Here is a 16,084-nt window from a genome sequence, read left to right on the forward strand (position 1 = left end):
CTGTCTAGTGCTTGACCGGGCACTTTCCGGTGTAGTCAACCTGCCAGTGTTTGATGCCGTTGAGCCACCCCGACTTCAACCGCTCGGGCTCGCCGATCGGCTTGAGGTCCGGCATGCGGTCGGCGACCGCGTTGAAGATGAGGTTGATCGTCATCCGGGCCAGGTTCGCGCCGATGCAGTAGTGCGCGCCGGTGCCACCGAAACCCACGTGCGGGTTCGGGTCGCGCAAGATGTTGAAGGTGTGCGGATCGTCGAACACTTCTTCGTCGAAGTTGGCCGACCGGTAAGACATCACCACCCGCTCGCCCTTCTTGATGGTGACCCCGCCCAATTCGACGTCCTCGAGCGCGGTGCGCTGGAACGCCGAAACCGGGGTGGCCCAGCGGACGATCTCGTCGGCGGCGGTCTCCGGCCGCTCCTTCTTGTACAGCTCCCACTGGTCGGGGTTCTGCATGAACGCGATCATGCCGTGGGTGATCGAGTTGCGGGTGGTCTCGTTACCCGCGACGGCCAGCATCACCACGAAGAAGCCGAACTCGTCGTCGGTGAGCTTCTCGCCGTCGATGTCGGCTTCGATCAGTTTGGTGACGATGTCCTCGGTCGGATTCTCGGCGCGCTCCTCGGCCATCTTCATCGCGTACTGGATCAACTCGACCGACGACATCGCCGGGTCGACATCGGCGTACTCGGGGTCCTCACCCGCGGTCATCTCATTGGACCAGCGGAAGATCTTGTCGCGGTCGTCCTGCGGTACGCCGAGCAATTCGGCGATGGCCTGCAGCGGCAGTTCGCAGGAGACCTGCTCGACGAAGTCTCCGGACTCTTGGGCCGCGGCGGTCTCGGCGATCTTCTGCGCGCGTGCCCGCAGTTCGTCTTCGAGACGGCCCACCGCCCGCGGAGTGAACCCGCGGGAGATGATCTTGCGCAGCCGGGTGTGCTGCGGGGCGTCCATGTTGAGCAGCACATTGCGCTGCAGGTCAATGGCCTCGCGGGTCATGTCCTGCGGCCAGACCGGTATCGCGCCGTTGGGCGAGCTGCCGAACACGTCGCTGCGCCGCGACACCTCCTTGACGTCGGCGTGTTTGGTGAGGATCCAGTAACCTTTGTCGCCGAATCCGCCGGTTCCGCCGGGCACATCGACCCAGTGGATGGGCTCGGACTTGCGCAGTTCGGCGAGTTCGGCGACGGGCAGACCCTTGAGGTTCAGCTCTGCATCGAGGGGGTCGAAACCCTTCGGCAGGTTCGGGCAAGGCATGCGGTGGGCTCCTTTGCAACACTTCTGCAACGTGTTCTAGTGCCAGTAAAACATGCCTTCTTCGCAGATAAAAGGCAGGTCGGCATCGTCGCTTGTCAGAGTAATGAAACGTGTTCTAGCCTGACGGAATGGGTAACCCTGTCATCGTTGAAGCCACTCGCAGCCCGATCGGTAAGCGGAACGGCTGGTTGTCCGGCCTGCATGCCACGGAGTTGTTGGGTGCCACTCAGAAGGCTCTGGTCGACAAGGCCGGGATCGACGCCAGCGACGTCGAGCAGGTCATCGGCGGCTGCGTCACGCAGTTCGGCGAGCAGTCCAACAACATCACCCGGGTGAGTTGGCTGGTGGCAGGGCTGCCTGAGCACGTCGGCGCCATGACGGTGGACTGCCAGTGTGGTAGCGGTCAGCAGGCCAACGGCCTGATCGCGGGCCTGATCGCGGCGGGCGCCATCGACATCGGCATCGCCTGCGGCATCGAGGCGATGAGCCGGGTGGGGCTGGGCGCCAACGCCGGACCCGACCGCAGCATCCTGCGTCCGTCGTCGTGGGACATCGACCTGCCCGATCAGTTCACCGCCGCCGAGCGGATCGCCAAGCGCCGCGGCATCACTCGCGAGGACATCGACGAGTTGGGCTTCCAGTCGCAGGCCAAGGCCAAGCAGGCCTGGGCCGAAGGCCGGTTCGACCGCGAGATCAGTGGTATCGAGGCGCCGGTGCTCGACGAGCAGAAGCAGCCGACCAGCGAGCGTCACGTCGTCACCCGCGATCAGGGGCTGCGCGACACCACGCTGGAGGGCCTGGCGGGCCTCAAGCCGGTGATCGAGGGCGGAATCCACACCGCGGGCACGTCGTCGCAGATCTCCGACGGCGCGGCCGCGGTGCTGTGGATGGACGAGGCCAAGGCCAAGGCTCTGGGATTGCGGCCGCGGGCGCGGATCGTCAGCCAGGCTCTGGTCGGCGCCGAACCGTACTACCACCTCGACGGTCCGGTGCAGTCGACCGCCAAGGTGCTGGAGAAAGCCGGGATGAAGATGGGTGACATCGACATCACCGAGATCAACGAGGCCTTCGCGTCGGTCGTACTGTCGTGGGCCCGTGTGCACAACGCCGATATGGACAAGGTGAACGTGAACGGCGGGGCGATCGCGTTGGGCCACCCGGTGGGCAGCACCGGCAGCCGGCTGATCACCACCGCCCTGCACGAGCTCGAACGCACCGATCAGAGCACCGCGCTGATCACCATGTGTGCAGGCGGCGCGTTGTCCACCGGCACCATCATCGAGCGCATCTAGGGGTCAGGCGACGCGCCGGCGCATGTGTCAGCCGCGCCGGATTGTCGGGCTGAACCGTGCCCGGATGTGGTGGATCTTGCCGTCGGTGGCCGGGATCAGGAAGGTCTCGCGGACCGGAGCGACGACGCGACGGCCTGCGAACTTCGCCTTGGTGACGACGGTGAACGTGGCGTGCACGTGGTCACCGTCGACGGTGAACGAGCGGTCGGTGGTGGCTTCGATGATCCGATACTGCAGCCCACGGTTCAGGCTGCGGCGCAGATGGCTTCCCGAGAACCCGGTCTTGATGCCCTGCTCGATGCGGACGCAGTCCGGCGCGAACGGAACGTCGTCGGCGCGGTGCGAGGCCAGGGCGTCGATATAGGAGTCGGCGGCCGCGATGCGGTCCGTATCCGAGACTTCAGGCACGGGCAGAGCATAGATGGACATTTCGCGCAGGACGCACTCGGCGGTGTGTCCCGGCGCGCGCCTCGAGTTTGCCAAACTCGACATCTCGCGCATTGTTGGACATCACGTCAATTGGCTGAGTCGGAACAATCGAGTAGAGATCTGTTAACTCACCCGAGCCTATGAGGGCATTTCGTCATATAACGCTTTCGTAAATTGCCGTTGATCAATGGTCCCGTCACGGCGATCAATATCAACGCAGACATAGCCAAAAGAAGCTTTCCTGAGCAAGTTTCAGCAAACCGCGATAACCCACGTTCGCGATACCTATCCCATAACTGGGACATATATGGCATTCGTGGCACACATTCGGAGTCGACCGCGGCGGTCCGCCGGCCAGATGGCTGTGGCCAATCTCATGGCACCAACACCAACTTTTTTCGATAGCAAAAAGCCAAAACGGCCCGAAAAACGCTCAGTTGACTCTAAGGTTGATTTCACTCGTAGCCGAGCTCCGCCCTAGAGCGCGCAATCTTTGCGGCTCCGCAAACTATCCTTGGCCCTGGGCGGCGCTCCCCCTCGGCGTTGCTCTCGTTCGCACCACATCGATGTCTGCTATCCCGGATACCGTCGAACGGTCTCGGCCCGGTGACGTTGCCGAGCGGTCACGACCACGTCTCGGCGATCCACCCGCAGATCTCGGATCGATACTGATCAGAGCGAGCTCAACTGTTGCCCTGACCCAAAAAAGCTCCAGTTCAGACGCATAACGATCTTGTAACGGGCATCTACGGCGGCTGCGCTGCAGAGGCGCCGCAAGCCGGTCCGCGAAGCGCGCCGGCGACGAAGGAAACCTCGCGGCTTCATTCGCCCCAGCCGACATGCCCAAATGCTTGACGCGCAACTCAGCAAAGCCATAGAGTTAGTCGCCACTGCTCAGCAAGCACTCAGCTTTGCTTCAGGTAGTGGGGGGAGGCGTTACCGATTGTGTCAAGCCAGCGAACCTGGGGCGGACGGCCTCGCAGAGGTCCTGCCGCGATGGCATACACCTGCCCAAAGCGTTCGAAGTGGCTGCTCAACCTCGCCGAGATATCGCGGGGGCCGCCCATTTCGACGCGGGCTGCAATAAGCAGGCGATGTCCGTGACATAGCGATTCGAGCGAGGGGCATTCGAATTCAGTCGTAAGCAATGACATCAGTAATTACTGAGGGTGCGGTGAGGCGCCCACGACACAAGTAAGGAAGACACAGAGATGCAGGATCAGAAGAAGTACTCGCCAGCGGCCAAGCGGTCCGCGGCGGCCGCGTTTGCGGGCGCGTTGGCGCTTTCCTTCGCGGGCTTCCTCGCGGTGCCCGACGATGCGTCAAGCCAACTGTTGGCCGCTCCGGCCAACGTCAGCAGCGCATGGGGCAGCCTGCCGCTGCAGTCCGGCGGTAGCGGCGGCACCAGCAATGGCAGCGACACCGGCGGCACCGGCGGTGCCGGCGGCACGGGCGGCGCAGGCACCGGTGCAGCCGGCAACGGCGGCGACGGTGCGGGCGGTGGCTCCGGACCGGCCAACGGCGGCGACGGCGGCTCCAGCGGCTCTGCCGACGGCGGCAGCAGCGGTCCCGCCAACGGTGGGAGCGCCGGTGACGGCGGCGACGGTGGCGACAGCGGTGACGCTGGCGGTGGTCCGGGCGGCGATGGCACCGGCGGCGCAGGCGGCACAGGTGGCGCAGGCACCGGCGGTGCTGCCACCGGCGGCACGACAACCGGCGGTTCGGGCGGTGCCGGTGGCACTTCGACCGGCGGCACGGCCACCGCGGGTGCAGGTGGCACCGGCGGCCCCGGCGGCGACGGCGGCGGCGGCGGCGACGGCGGCGCGACCAATAGCCCGGGTGGCGCAGGCGGCGCAGGCGGCGCAGGCGGCGCCGGTGGCGCCGGTGGCACGGCCAACGCCAACGGCGGCGATGCCAGCGGCGGCGCAGGTGGCGCGGCCACATCCGGTGACATCACCGGCGGTGACGGCAACGGCGGATCGGCCAACGGCGGAACCGGCAGCGGCGGCGCAGGCGGCGACGGTGGTAACACCGGACCGGGCGGCGCCGGCGGCGGCTCGACCGGCGGCAACGGCGGCGCGAGCGTCGGCGGAGCCGGCGGCACGACCGGTGACGGCGGTGGCGGCGGCGACGGCGGCACCTCGGTCGGCGGTGACGGCACCGGCGGCGGTGGCACCGGTGGCAGCGGCGTCGGCGGCAGCGGCGCAGGCGGCAACGCCGGCGGCACAGCCAATGGCGGCGGAGGCGGCTCGTTCGGCTTCCTGTCGGACATCGCCACATCGTTCTCGGCGCTGTTCAACCTCTTCGGAGGCAGCAGCAGCTCCATCGGCGGAGGCGGCGGCGGAGGAGGTGGCCTTCTCGGCCTGCTCACCAGCTTCCTGCCGTTCTAGGTAACCCAGCCGATGCACCGGTGACCGGGCCGTCGACATCCGTCGGCGTCCCGGCACCGGAACCCAAACTCCATCTCCAGTAAGGAAACTCAAATGCGAGATCAAAAGAAGTACTCCCCGGCTGCCAAGCGGTCCGCCGCTGCGGCGTTCGCCGGCGCACTTGCGCTGTCGTTCGCGGGTTTCGTGGCCGTGCCCGACGACGCGTCAAGTCAACTGCTGGCCGCACCGGCCGGCGTCAGTGGCGCGTGGGGCAGCCTGCCGCTGCAGAACGGTGGTTCCGGCGGCACCAGTAACGGTGACGGCACCGGCGGTACCGGCGGAGCCGGCGGTACCGGCGGCGCGGGTACCGGCGCCGCGGGCACGGGCGGAAGCGGCACCGGCGGTGGCTCTGGACCTGCCAACGGCGGTAGCGGCGGGGACAGCGGCGGCGCCGACGGCGGCAGCAGCGGTCCCGCCAATGGCGGTGCCGCAGGCGACGGCGGCGACGGCGGCGACAGCGGCAGCGCGGACGGCGCTGTCGGCGGTGCCGGCACCGGTGGCATCGGCGGCACCGGCGGCGACGGCACCGGCGGCACAGCGGCCGGCGGATCGACCACCGGCGGCTTGGGCGGCCCGGCCGGTGGCTCAACCGGCGGCGGCGCCACCGCAGGCTTCGGTGGTTCGTCCGGTGCGGGCGGTACGGGCGGTGCCGGCGGCGCCGGCGGTGCTGACGGCAGCGGCGGCGGCGACGGCGGCGCGGGCGGTGACACCGGCGACGCGGGCGACGGCGGCGACGCCAATGCCAACGCCGGCGACGCCAACGGCGGCGACGGCGGCGCGGCCACGTCCGGTGACATCACCGCCGGCACGGGCAACGCCGGCTCGGCCAACGGCGGCGCCGGCACCGGTGGTGCAGGCGGCAGCGGCGGCGCGACGGGCGCAGGCGGCGCGGGCGGCGGCTCGACCGGCGGCAACGGTGGCCTGTCCACCGGCGGCGCGGGCGGCGAGACCGGCGCAGGCGGCGCAGGCGGCGGCGGCGGCACCTCGCAGGGTGGCGACGGCATCGGCGGCGGCGGATCCGGCGGCTCGGGTGTCGGCGGCAGCGGCGCAGGCGGCGGCGCCAGCGGCACCGGCAACGGCGGCAACGGCGGGTCGTTCGACTTCCTGTCGGGCATCTCCACCTCGCTCTCGGCGCTGTTCAGCCTCTTCGGCGGCAGCAGCGAGGCCGTCAGCGGATCCGGCGGAGGCGGCGGAGGCGGCCTGCTCGGATTGCTCACCAGCTTCTTGCCCTTCTGAGCCAAGACAGCTGTGAACTGACGCATCGTTGCCGGGTCGTCGGCCCATCGGCGGCCCGGCAACGGCGTCACATCAGTCCTCCATCAACACGACAAGCAGGGGTGGGTCAAATGCACGATCACAAGCTCAAGAAACACGCCGCGACCGCGTTTGCGGGCGCACTCGCGCTCTCCTTCGCCGGGTTCCTGGCGGTGCCCGACGACGCCTCGAGCCAGCTGCTGGCCGCACCGGCCGGCATCGGCGGTGCGTGGGGCGATCTACCGCTGCAAAGCGGTGGCGCAGGCGGCGACAGCAACGGTGACAACACCGGCGGCACCGGCGGAGCAGGCGGTACCGGCGGCGCCGGTACCGGCGCCGCGGGCACCGGCGGAAGCGGCACCGGCGGTGGCTCCGGGGAGACCAGCGGCGGCGCAGGCGGCAGCAGCGGGTCGGCCAACGGCGGCGACGGTGACGGAGCCAGCGGCGGTCCTGCCGGTAACGGCGGCACAGGCGGCAGCAGCGGTGATGCCGACGGCGGCGCTGGTGGTGCGGGCACCGGCGGTGCAGGCGGCACAGGCGGCGCAGGCACCGGTGGCACAGCCTCTGGCGGCGCCACCACCGGCGGCTCAGGAGGCGCGGGCAGTGCCTCGACAGGCGGGACCGCAACCGCGGGCGCCGGTGGTGGTTCCGGTGCGGGCGGCGCAGGTGGCGCCGGCGGCGCAGGCGGTGCCGGCGAGAGCCCGGGCGGCGACGGCGGCGCGGGCGGTGACACCGGCGATGCAGGCGACGGCGGCGACGCCACGGCCAACGCGGGCTCGGCCAACGGCGGCGACGGCGCCGCAGCCTCGTCCGGTGACATCACCGGCGGCGTGGGCAACGCCGGCTCGGCCAACGGCGGCGCAGGCTCCGGTGGTGCAGGAGGCGCTGGCGGCGAAACCGGTGACGGTGGCGCAGGCGGCGGTTCGACCGGCGGCAACGGCGGCGCGTCCGCCGGCGGCGCCGGTGGCGAGACCGGCGCGGGCGGCGATGGCGGCGGCGGCGGCACCTCACAAGGTGGCTCCGGCACCGGCGGCGGCGGCGAAGGTGGCTCGGGTCTGGGCGGCAGCGGCGAAGGCGGCGGCGCCGGCGGCACCGGCAACGGTGGCAACGGCGGGTCGTTCAGCTTCCTGTCGGGCATCTCCACCTCGCTTACGGCGCTGTTTGACCTCTTCGGCGGTGGTAGCTCGGCTACCAGCGGTTCCGGCGGAGGCGGCGGTGGCGGCCTGCTCGGGTTGCTCACCAGCTTCTTGCCCTTCTGAAGTAAGGCAGCTGTGAGCTGACGCATTCGTTGCCGGGTCGTCGACCAATCGACGGCCCGGCAACGGCGTCGGACAGTAGTCGTATTCGCTCGACAAAGTACGGAGTCGGTCAAGTGCAAAATCTCAACAGGCGCGCAGTCGCGACCGCGTTCGCGGGCGCCCTGGCTGTCTCGTTCGCGGGATTCCTCGCCGTGCCCGACGACGCGTCGAGCCATTTGACGGCGGCCCCCGGCGGTGTGGGGCTGTGGGGTGAGTTGCCGCTGCAGAACGGCGGCAGCGCGTCGGCCAATGGCGGAAACGCCAGCGGCGGCGCAGGCGGATCAGCCAGCAGCGGCAACACCACGGGCGGCGCTGGCAATGGAGGCTCGGCCAACGGCGGCGCCGGCACCGGCGGTCCGGGTGGTGGCGGCGGAGTCACCGGTGGTGGGGGCCCGGGCGGCGGCTCCACGGGCGGTAACGGCGGCATCTCCGGCGGCGGCGTGGGTGGCGTCACCGGCGGCGGCGGGGCAGGCGGCGCTGGAGGAAGTTCGGTCGGCGGTAGCGGCTACGGAGGATCAGCGACCGGCGGCAGCGGAGCCGGCGGCTCGGGTGCCGCAGGCGACGCGGGCGGCACCGCCAACGCCGGCGGCGTGGGCGCGCCGCCGGCAGCAGACGCACTTCCGTCATGTGACGGCTCCACCCCCGTCTGCCTGACCACCTAGGTCTACTGCAGCACTCATGCCCAAATCGCGTCCACGCTTCATGGACACCAAGGGCGGCGACGCCGTCATCAAATGGATGTCCAAGCTCAACACCTGGATGTATCGGCGCAACAACGGCGACGGTCTCGGCGGAACCTTTCAGAACATCCCCGTTGCGTTGCTGACCACCACCGGCCGCAAGACCGGCCAACCCCGGGTGAGCCCGCTGTATTTCCTGCGCGACGGTGAGAAGGTCGTCGTCGCCGCCTCGCGCGGCGGCAGCGACCGCAATCCGATGTGGTACGGCAACCTCAAGGCCGACCCGAAGGTGCAGGTTCAGATCAAGGACGAAATCCTCGCGCTGACCGCCCGTGACGCGAATGACGAAGAGCGAGCCCGCTATTGGCCGCAGTTGGTCGCGATGTACCCGACCTACGAGGACTACCAGTCCTGGACTGAGCGCGTGATCCCGTTGGTGGTGTGCGAGCCCAGCTGATCGGCTTCGGCGTCGACCCCGACACATAGGGTTTGCGGATGCCTGGTCACGGCTAGACACAGGCATGGCCGGCACGATCCGTAACTCACGACCGCTCGCGATGGCGATGAAGTATTTCGCCCGCGGCCACATCTGGCTCTATCGACACACCGACGGCCGGCTGGGTTCGCGCCTGCTGTGGTTTCCCGCCGCGCTGGTGACCACGACGGGCCGCAAGAGCGGCAGACCCCGGACCACCCCCACGTTGTATTTGCGCGACGGCGACCGGGTCGTGCTGCCCGCCTCGTTCGGCGGCCGCGACGACAACCCCGGGTGGTATCGCAACCTGAAGGCCAACCCGAAGGTGCACATCCAGATCGGCGCCGAACACGTCGACCTGGTGGCCCGCGACGCCACCGGGAACGAGCGAAAACGGTACTGGCCCAAGCTGGTCAGGATCTATCCGCCGTATCGCGGCTACCGGAAGGCTGCCGGGCGGGTCATTCCGCTGGTGGTGTGCGAGCCGTGACGGCCGGCGTCATTTGCCGGAATCGTCTGTGCCCTGCGCTGAGCTGACGTACGGTTTGCGGACACGTTCCGGTGCGACAGGCGGAGTTGTGATGCGCAGATCTTCCACCCGGCGACATGTCCTGACCACCATCACCGCGCTCGCGGCGGCGGTGGTGCTGTTCGTATCGGCGGTCCCGGCATGGGCGATGACGTTGACCTTCGTCCGCCACGCGGAGTCTGCGGCCAACGCCGACGGCGTCATCGACACGTCGGTTCCCGGCCCCGGCATCACGGCGCTGGGGCAACAGCAGGCAGCCCAGGTGGCCGCCGTGCTCGCCGGGAACGACTACGACGGCATCTACGTGTCGTCGATGCTTCGCACCCAGCAGACCGCCGAACCGCTGCTCGACCTGCTTCCCGAGGGCACCGCGTTTCAGGTGCTGCCCGGGCTTCGGGAGATCTCGGCCGGCATCTTCGAGGGTTCGTCGGAGCGCGACGGTTTGGGCCGCCTCGGCTACGCGCTGGCGCCGGTGGCGTGGACGCTGGGGCTGCGGTTCGTGCCGGTCCTCGGCGGAGAGGACGGTAACGCGTTCGACGCCCGGGTGGACAACGCGATCCGGCAGATCCAGGCCAACGGCGACGAGAACGCGGTGGCGTTCTCCCACGGCGCGACGATCATGTTCTGGGTGATGATGAACGTGGACAACCCCGACCTCGGACTGCTGCTGAGCCATCAACTCGCCAACACCGACACGGTCGTCGTCGAAGGCAGCCACGAGGACGGCTGGACCCTGGTGAACTGGGCCGGCGTGCCCGTCGACGCGCAACCATCGCTTGTCACGAGGCTGTTCGTCACGGTCCGCGACCTGGTGGTGGCGCCGCAGACGTTCCTGCACGACATCGGGCGCGCACTCACCCCGACCGACGCCGAACCGGAGATGACCGCCGACTTCGCCCCCGAGGTCACGGGCTCCGACGAGGACGAGGCTGAGGATGAGAGTGCGGCGCTCGACAATGCGGTCACCCTCTCACAACGGGTGAAACGCAACGGCGCAACGGATCTGACCAACGGCAACAAGACAGTGCCCGGCGCACAGAACTCGGCGGTGAAGGACCCGTCCGATTCGGCAGAGGAAACCGCCGAGGACGACACCGACAGCCTCGGCACCGATTCCAGTACAGACACCAACGGAGACGAGACGACCGAGGCTGAAGCTGAGACCGGGACGACCGAAACCGACAGCGCCCCTTCTCAGGCGGCGGCCTGAGATCAAGCCCCGTACACGGGTACCGGCTTTCGCGCCTTCGCGAGCAGATCGGCGACCACGGGCCCCAGTTCAGCCGGATCCCACCGCGCCGCCTTGTCGACCTGCGGGCCGTGGGCCCACCCCTCGGCCACCCGGATGATCCCGCCCTCGACCTCGAACATCTGGCCGGTGACGTCCTTGGACTCGACGCTGCCGAGCCAGACCACCAGCGGCGAGACGTTTTCGGGCGCCATCGCGTCGAAGTCCTTGTCCTGGGTCGACATCATCTCGGCGAACACCGTCTCGGTCATCCGGGTGCGCGCCGAGGGTGCGATGGCGTTCACCGTGACTCCGTAGCGACCCATCTCCGCGGCACCCACCAAAGTCATCGCCGCGATGCCCGCCTTGGCGGCGCTGTAGTTCGCCTGTCCCACACTGCCCTGCAGGCCCGCGGCGGAACTGGTGTTGACGATGCGGGCGTCGACGGCGCGGCCCGCCTTGGACTCTGCGCGCCAGTAGGCGCCCGCGTGGCGCATGGTGGCGAAATGTCCCTTGAGGTGGACGGCGACGACGGCGTCGAACTCCTCTTCGGTGGTGTTGGCGAACATCCGGTCGCGGACGATGCCCGCGTTGTTGACCAGTACGTCGAGTCCGCCGAACGCGTCCACCGCGGTCTGGATCAGCCCCTCGGCCTGTTGCCAGTCGGCCACGTTCGCACCACTGGTGACGGCTTCGCCTCCGGCGGAAATGATTTCGTCGACGACGCCCTGCGCGGCGCTGCCACCGCCCGCGGGTGAACCGTCCAGGCCCACACCGATGTCGTTGACGACCACTCGGGCTCCCTCAGCGGCGAACGCCAGTGCGTGCGCCCGGCCGATACCACCGCCGGCACCCGTCACAATGACCACACGACCGTCGAGCAGTCCCATATCCGTTGTCTCCTCTACTGTTTGATGTCTGCAGTGGTGGTGGCCAGGTAGTGCGGCGGCTCCCCGCCGCCGTGCACCTCCAGCGAGGCGCCGCTGATGTAGCTCGCGGCGTCGGAGGCCAGAAACGCCGCGGCCCATCCGACGTCGTCGGGTTTGGCCAGCCGGCCGAGCGGCACGTTGCGCGAAATGGCCGCGATCGAGTCCGCGTCGCCGTAAAACAATTCGGACTGTTCGGTCTCCACCATGCCGACGACCACCGAGTTCACCCTGACCTTCGGCGCCCATTCGACGGCCAGGGTGCTGGTGATGCTCTCCATGCCCGCCTTGGCCGCGCCGTACGGGGCGGTGCCCGGGGTCGGCCTGCGGCCGCTGACACTGGCGATGTTGATGATCGAGCCGCCCTGCGGCTGTGCCTGCATCACCGCATTAGCGTGAATCGAGACAGAAAGCGGCCCAAGCAAATTGAGCTGGATGATCTTGGTGTTGAACTTCGCCGACGAGTCTGCGGCCAGCGAGTAGGGCGATCCCCCCGCGTTGTTGACCACCACGTCCAACCGACCGTGACCGGAGACCACGGCCTCGATCAACGCGGCCACCGAGTCGTCGTCGCGCACATCGCAGCTGTGAAACTCGTAGGGCGACCCGTCCACCGGCCTGCGCGCACACGTCACCACGGTCGCCCCCTGGTCGGCGAACACCGCGCTGATGCCCGCGCCGACTCCACGCACCCCGCCGGTCACCAGCACGACCTTGTCCTTGAGTCCGAGGTTTATCTCTGCGGTGTCAGTCACTGTGCTAGCGTACCAAGCAAGTGCTTGCTTTCCTACAGCCCCCAGGAAGTGCCATGACCATTACCTCCGCCGTCACCGAACCCGGCATCGTCTCGGTCACCGTCGACTACCCACCCGTCAACGCGATCCCGTCGCGCGGCTGGTTCGAACTCGCCGACGCCATCACCGAGGCCGGTGACGACCCCGCCACCCATGTGGTGATCCTGCGTGCCGCCGGACGCGGGTTCAACGCGGGCGTGGACATCAAGGAGATGCAGCGCACCGAGGGCTATACCGCGCTGATCGACGCCAACCGCGGTTGTTACGCCGCATTCAAGGCGGTCTACGAGTGCGCGGTGCCCGTGGTCGCGGCCGTCAACGGGTTCTGCGTCGGCGGCGGGATCGGCCTGGTCGGCAATGCCGACGTCATCGTCGCCTCCGATGACGCCACCTTCGGCCTGCCCGAGGTCGAGCGCGGCGCGCTCGGCGCCGCGACACACCTGTCCCGGTTGGTGCCGCAGCACATGATGCGGCGGCTGTTCTTCACCGCGGCCACCGTCGATGCCGCCACCCTGCACCACTTCGGCTCGGTGCACGAGGTCGTCTCGCGCGATGAACTCGACGAGGCCGCGCTGCGCGTCGCGCGCGATATCGCCGCCAAGGACACCCGGGTGATCCGGGCCGCCAAGGAGGCGTTGAACCTCATCGACGTGCAGAAGGTCAACTCCAGTTATCGCATGGAACAGGGGTTCACCTTCGAGCTGAACCTCGCAGGCGTGTCAGACGAGCACCGCGACGCGTTCGCAGGCACCAACAAAGGATCGAAGTGAGCGACAAGAGAACAACTTTGGATGACGCCGTCTCCACCATCCGCAGCGGGATGACCATCGGCATCGGCGGCTGGGGCTCGCGCCGCAAACCGATGGCGTTCGTGCGGGCGCTGCTGCGCACCGACGTCACCGACCTGACCGTGGTCACCTACGGCGGACCGGACCTCGGCCTGCTGTGTTCGGCGGGCAAGGTCAAGCGGGCCTACTACGGATTCGTGTCGCTGGACTCCCCGCCGTTCTACGACCCGTGGTTCGCCAAGGCGCGCACCAGTGGGTCGATCGAGGCGCGCGAGATGGACGAGGGCATGCTGCGCTGCGGCCTGCAGGCGGCCGCGCAGCGCCTGCCGTTCCTGCCCACCCGCGCGGGCCTGGGCAGCGATGTGCGTGCGTTCTGGGGTGACGAGCTCAGGACCGTGCGCTCGCCCTATCCCACCGGCGACGGTTACGAGGAGCTCATCGCCATGCCCGCGCTGACGCTCGATGCGGCATTTGTGCACATGAATCTCGGTGACGCACAGGGCAATGCCGCCTACACCGGGATCGACCCGTACTTCGACGACCTGTATCTGATGTCCGCCGAGCGGCGCTTCCTGTCCGTCGAGCGGGTGGTGTCCACCGAGGAACTGGTGAAAGCGGCACCGCCGCAGGCGCTACTGATCAACCGGATGATGGTCGACACCGTGGTCGAGGCGCCCGGCGGCGCGCACTTCACCACGGCCGAACCGGATTACCGCCGCGACGAGAAGTTCCAGCGGCATTATGCCGAGTCGGCGAGCTCCGAAGAGGCCTGGCAGCAGTTCGTCGACACGTATCTGAGCGGAACCGAGGCCGACTACCAGGCGGCGGTGCGCAAATTCGGTGAGGCAGACCAGGAGGCAGCGAAATGACGTCGGTGACCCGTGCCGAGGTGTGCGCCCTCGCATGCGCGGAGTTGTTCCGCGACGCCGGCGAGATCATGGTCAGCCCGATGACCACGATGGCCTCGATCGGCGCCCGGTTGGCTCGGCTGACCTACTCCCCCGACATCCTGCTCACCGACGGAGAGGCCCGGCTGATCGCGGACACCCCCGCGATCGGCGCCGCCGCGGCGATCGAGGGCTGGATGCCGTTCGGGCGCGTCTTCGAGACGCTGGCGTGGGGACGGCGCCATGTGGTCATGGGCGCCAACCAGATCGACCGTTACGGAAACCAGAACCTGTCCGCGTTCGGACCGCTGCAGCACCCCAAGCGACAGATGTTCGGAGTGCGCGGCGCGCCGGGCAACACCATCAACCACGCGACCAGCTACTGGGTCGGCAACCATTCCACCCGGGTCTTCGGCGAGTCCGTCGACGTGGTGTCCGGCATCGGCTGGGACAAGGTCGACCCGGCCAACCCCGCATTCCGGTTCGTCGACGTGCACCGGGTGGTCACCAACCTCGGCGTGTTCGACTTCAACGGACCCGACCGGCAGATGCGCGCGGTATCCCTGCACCCGGGCGTGACCGCCGAGCAGGTCGCCGAGAACACCTCGTTCGAGGTGCACGGTCTGGGCACCGTCGACACGACGCGGTTGCCCACCGAGGACGAGTTGAAACTGATCCGCGATGTCATCGACCCGAAGTCCCTGCGGGACAGGGAAATACGATGAGCAGGCTACGAACCCCGCTGACCGAGCTGGTCGGGATCGAACATCCGGTGGTGCAGACCGGGATGGGCTGGGTGGCGGGTGCGCGCCTGGTGTCGGCGACAGCCAACGCCGGCGGGCTGGGCATCTTGGCGTCGGCCACCATGACGCTGGACGAACTTCAGACCGCGGTCACCAAGGTCAAGGCCGCCACCGACAAACCCTTCGGCATCAACATCCGCGCCGACGCAGGAGACGCCGGGGACCGGGTGGATCTGCTGATCCGCGAGGGCGTGCGGGTCGCGTCCTTCGCGCTGGCCCCCAAACCCGACCTGATCGCCAAGCTCAAAGACGCAGGCGTGGTGGTCATTCCGTCGGTCGGCCTGGCCAAGCACGCCAAGAAGGTCGCCGGGTGGGGCGCCGATGCGGTGATCGTGCAGGGCGGGGAGGGCGGCGGCCACACCGGGCCGATCGCCACCACGCTGCTGCTGCCGTCGGTGCTCGACGCGCTGAAAGGCACCGGCGTGCCGGTGGTGGCCGCCGGCGGATTCTTCGACGGGCGCGGGCTGGCCGCCGCGCTGTCCTACGGGGCCGCCGGAGTCGCGATGGGCACCCGGTTCCTGTTGACGTCGGATTCCACCGTTCCCGACGCGGTCAAGCGGCGCTACCTGGAGTCCGCGCTGGACGGCACCGTGGTGTCCACCCGCGTCGACGGCATGCCGCACCGCGTGCTGCGCACCGGGCTGGTCGAGAAGCTGGAGAGCGGCTCACGGCTGCGCGGCTTCTCTGCGGCGGTGCGCAATGCCGGGAAGTTCAAGAAGATGACCGGCATGACATGGCCGTCGATGGTCCGCGACGGCCTGGCGATGCGCCAGGGCAAGGACCTGACCTGGTCGCAGGTGGTGATGGCGGCCAACACCCCGATGCTGCTGAAGGCCGGGCTGGTGGAGGGCAACACCGACGCGGGTGTGCTGGCGTCCGGCCAGGTGGCGGGCATTCTCGACGACCTGCCCAGCTGCGCGGAGCTGATCGCGGGAATCGTCGACGACGCGGTCGATCAGCTGAAAGCCGCCGCCGCCTTCATCCAATAAAGGGTATTGCTTAATTCTGCTATAGTGA

Annotated in this window: 16 protein-coding genes; 12 read left to right on the plus strand and 4 right to left on the minus strand. The window is 68.7% G+C overall.

Annotated features, from left to right (window positions below; all coding sequences use genetic code 11):
* Positions 1-4: 4 nt before the first annotated feature.
* The gene (locus ABQE89_RS00885; protein WP_448413162.1) at positions 5-1,255 is read right to left on the minus strand and encodes a cytochrome P450; all 1,251 of its coding nucleotides are present in this window, start codon (positions 1,253-1,255) and stop codon (positions 5-7) included.
* 128 nt (positions 1,256-1,383) lie between these two features.
* Here ABQE89_RS00885 and ABQE89_RS00890 point away from each other — a divergent pair, with 128 nt between their 5' ends.
* Positions 1,384-2,547 carry a steroid 3-ketoacyl-CoA thiolase gene (locus tag ABQE89_RS00890; protein WP_448413164.1) on the plus strand — a complete coding sequence of 388 codons (1,164 nt, stop codon included), beginning with the start codon at positions 1,384-1,386 and terminating at the stop codon, positions 2,545-2,547.
* 27 nt (positions 2,548-2,574) lie between these two features.
* Here ABQE89_RS00890 and ABQE89_RS00895 read toward each other — a convergent pair whose 3' ends face one another.
* Positions 2,575-2,976, minus strand: a complete 402-nt coding sequence (locus ABQE89_RS00895; RefSeq protein ID WP_448413166.1) for a DUF8021 domain-containing protein — start codon at positions 2,974-2,976, stop codon at positions 2,575-2,577.
* Positions 2,977-4,187: 1,211 nt separating this feature from the next.
* Here ABQE89_RS00895 and ABQE89_RS00900 point away from each other — a divergent pair.
* The 7 genes from ABQE89_RS00900 (at position 4,188) to ABQE89_RS00930 (ending at position 10,851) form a co-directional block, all read left to right on the plus strand.
* Positions 4,188-5,366, plus strand: coding sequence for a hypothetical protein (locus ABQE89_RS00900; RefSeq protein ID WP_448413168.1), 1,179 nt, complete (start codon positions 4,188-4,190; stop codon positions 5,364-5,366).
* Positions 5,367-5,459: 93 nt separating this feature from the next.
* The gene (locus tag ABQE89_RS00905) at positions 5,460-6,641 is read left to right on the plus strand and encodes a hypothetical protein (protein ID WP_448413170.1); all 1,182 of its coding nucleotides are present in this window, start codon (positions 5,460-5,462) and stop codon (positions 6,639-6,641) included.
* A gap of 110 nt (positions 6,642-6,751) precedes the next feature.
* Positions 6,752-7,918, plus strand: coding sequence for a hypothetical protein (locus ABQE89_RS00910; protein WP_448413172.1), 1,167 nt, complete (start codon positions 6,752-6,754; stop codon positions 7,916-7,918).
* 113 nt (positions 7,919-8,031) lie between these two features.
* Positions 8,032-8,619, plus strand: a complete 588-nt coding sequence (locus ABQE89_RS00915; protein WP_448413174.1) for a hypothetical protein — start codon at positions 8,032-8,034, stop codon at positions 8,617-8,619.
* A 16-nt stretch (positions 8,620-8,635) separates the two neighbouring features.
* The gene (locus tag ABQE89_RS00920) at positions 8,636-9,094 is read left to right on the plus strand and encodes a nitroreductase family deazaflavin-dependent oxidoreductase (RefSeq protein WP_448413176.1); all 459 of its coding nucleotides are present in this window, start codon (positions 8,636-8,638) and stop codon (positions 9,092-9,094) included.
* Between the two features lie 64 nt (positions 9,095-9,158).
* Positions 9,159-9,602: a nitroreductase family deazaflavin-dependent oxidoreductase gene (locus ABQE89_RS00925; RefSeq protein ID WP_448413178.1), complete on the plus strand. Its 444-nt coding sequence runs from the start codon at positions 9,159-9,161 to the stop codon at positions 9,600-9,602.
* Between the two features lie 91 nt (positions 9,603-9,693).
* Positions 9,694-10,851 (plus strand): histidine phosphatase family protein, encoded by a 1,158-nt coding sequence (locus tag ABQE89_RS00930; RefSeq protein WP_448413180.1) that lies wholly within the window; start codon positions 9,694-9,696, stop codon positions 10,849-10,851.
* Between the two features lie 2 nt (positions 10,852-10,853).
* On the opposite strand, the gene ABQE89_RS00935 is transcribed toward ABQE89_RS00930, so the two are convergent.
* A complete protein-coding gene (locus ABQE89_RS00935) occupies positions 10,854-11,759 on the minus strand; it encodes an SDR family oxidoreductase (protein WP_448413182.1) in 906 nt (301 codons plus the stop codon).
* 14 nt (positions 11,760-11,773) lie between these two features.
* The gene (locus tag ABQE89_RS00940; RefSeq protein ID WP_448413184.1) at positions 11,774-12,550 is read right to left on the minus strand and encodes an SDR family oxidoreductase; all 777 of its coding nucleotides are present in this window, start codon (positions 12,548-12,550) and stop codon (positions 11,774-11,776) included.
* 53 nt (positions 12,551-12,603) lie between these two features.
* Between ABQE89_RS00940 and echA20 the strand changes: the two genes are divergently transcribed.
* From echA20 to ipdC, 4 genes are read left to right on the plus strand one after another with little or no spacing between them, the layout of a single operon-like run.
* On the plus strand, positions 12,604-13,359 hold the full coding sequence (gene echA20, locus ABQE89_RS00945; protein ID WP_448413186.1) for a (7aS)-7a-methyl-1,5-dioxo-2,3,5,6,7,7a-hexahydro-1H-indene-carboxyl-CoA hydrolase: 756 nt from the start codon (positions 12,604-12,606) through the stop codon (positions 13,357-13,359).
* Complete coding sequence (gene ipdA, locus ABQE89_RS00950; protein ID WP_448413188.1) at positions 13,356-14,246, plus strand: cholesterol ring-cleaving hydrolase subunit IpdA; 891 nt, start codon at positions 13,356-13,358, stop codon at positions 14,244-14,246. Before echA20 ends, ipdA begins: the two co-directional genes overlap by 4 nt.
* The gene (ipdB, locus tag ABQE89_RS00955) at positions 14,243-14,989 is read left to right on the plus strand and encodes a cholesterol ring-cleaving hydrolase subunit IpdB (protein ID WP_448413190.1); all 747 of its coding nucleotides are present in this window, start codon (positions 14,243-14,245) and stop codon (positions 14,987-14,989) included. Before ipdA ends, ipdB begins: the two co-directional genes overlap by 4 nt.
* Complete coding sequence (gene ipdC, locus ABQE89_RS00960; RefSeq protein ID WP_448413192.1) at positions 14,986-16,056, plus strand: (3aS,4S,5R,7aS)-5-hydroxy-7a-methyl-1-oxo-octahydro-1H-indene-4-carboxyl-CoA dehydrogenase; 1,071 nt, start codon at positions 14,986-14,988, stop codon at positions 16,054-16,056. Before ipdB ends, ipdC begins: the two co-directional genes overlap by 4 nt.
* Positions 16,057-16,084: the final 28 nt, after the last annotated feature.

This window comes from Mycolicibacterium sp. XJ1819 (assembly GCF_053483675.1).

Excerpts from the sequence above, each read along its gene's own strand:
- ABQE89_RS00885 (WP_448413162.1), bottom strand. The coding sequence starts at position 1,255 with ATGCCTTGCCCGAACCTGCCGAAGGGTTTCGACCCCCTCGATGCAGAG.
- ABQE89_RS00890 (WP_448413164.1), top strand. The coding sequence starts at position 1,384 with ATGGGTAACCCTGTCATCGTTGAAGCCACTCGCAGCCCGATCGGTAAG.
- ABQE89_RS00895 (WP_448413166.1), bottom strand. The coding sequence starts at position 2,976 with ATGTCCATCTATGCTCTGCCCGTGCCTGAAGTCTCGGATACGGACCGC.
- ABQE89_RS00900 (WP_448413168.1), top strand. The coding sequence starts at position 4,188 with ATGCAGGATCAGAAGAAGTACTCGCCAGCGGCCAAGCGGTCCGCGGCG.
- ABQE89_RS00905 (WP_448413170.1), top strand. The coding sequence starts at position 5,460 with ATGCGAGATCAAAAGAAGTACTCCCCGGCTGCCAAGCGGTCCGCCGCT.
- ABQE89_RS00910 (WP_448413172.1), top strand. The coding sequence starts at position 6,752 with ATGCACGATCACAAGCTCAAGAAACACGCCGCGACCGCGTTTGCGGGC.
- ABQE89_RS00920 (WP_448413176.1), top strand. The coding sequence starts at position 8,636 with ATGCCCAAATCGCGTCCACGCTTCATGGACACCAAGGGCGGCGACGCC.
- ABQE89_RS00925 (WP_448413178.1), top strand. The coding sequence starts at position 9,159 with ATGGCCGGCACGATCCGTAACTCACGACCGCTCGCGATGGCGATGAAG.
- ABQE89_RS00930 (WP_448413180.1), top strand. The coding sequence starts at position 9,694 with ATGCGCAGATCTTCCACCCGGCGACATGTCCTGACCACCATCACCGCG.
- ABQE89_RS00935 (WP_448413182.1), bottom strand. The coding sequence starts at position 11,759 with ATGGGACTGCTCGACGGTCGTGTGGTCATTGTGACGGGTGCCGGCGGT.
- echA20 (WP_448413186.1), top strand. The coding sequence starts at position 12,604 with ATGACCATTACCTCCGCCGTCACCGAACCCGGCATCGTCTCGGTCACC.
- ipdB (WP_448413190.1), top strand. The coding sequence starts at position 14,243 with ATGACGTCGGTGACCCGTGCCGAGGTGTGCGCCCTCGCATGCGCGGAG.
- ipdC (WP_448413192.1), top strand. The coding sequence starts at position 14,986 with ATGAGCAGGCTACGAACCCCGCTGACCGAGCTGGTCGGGATCGAACAT.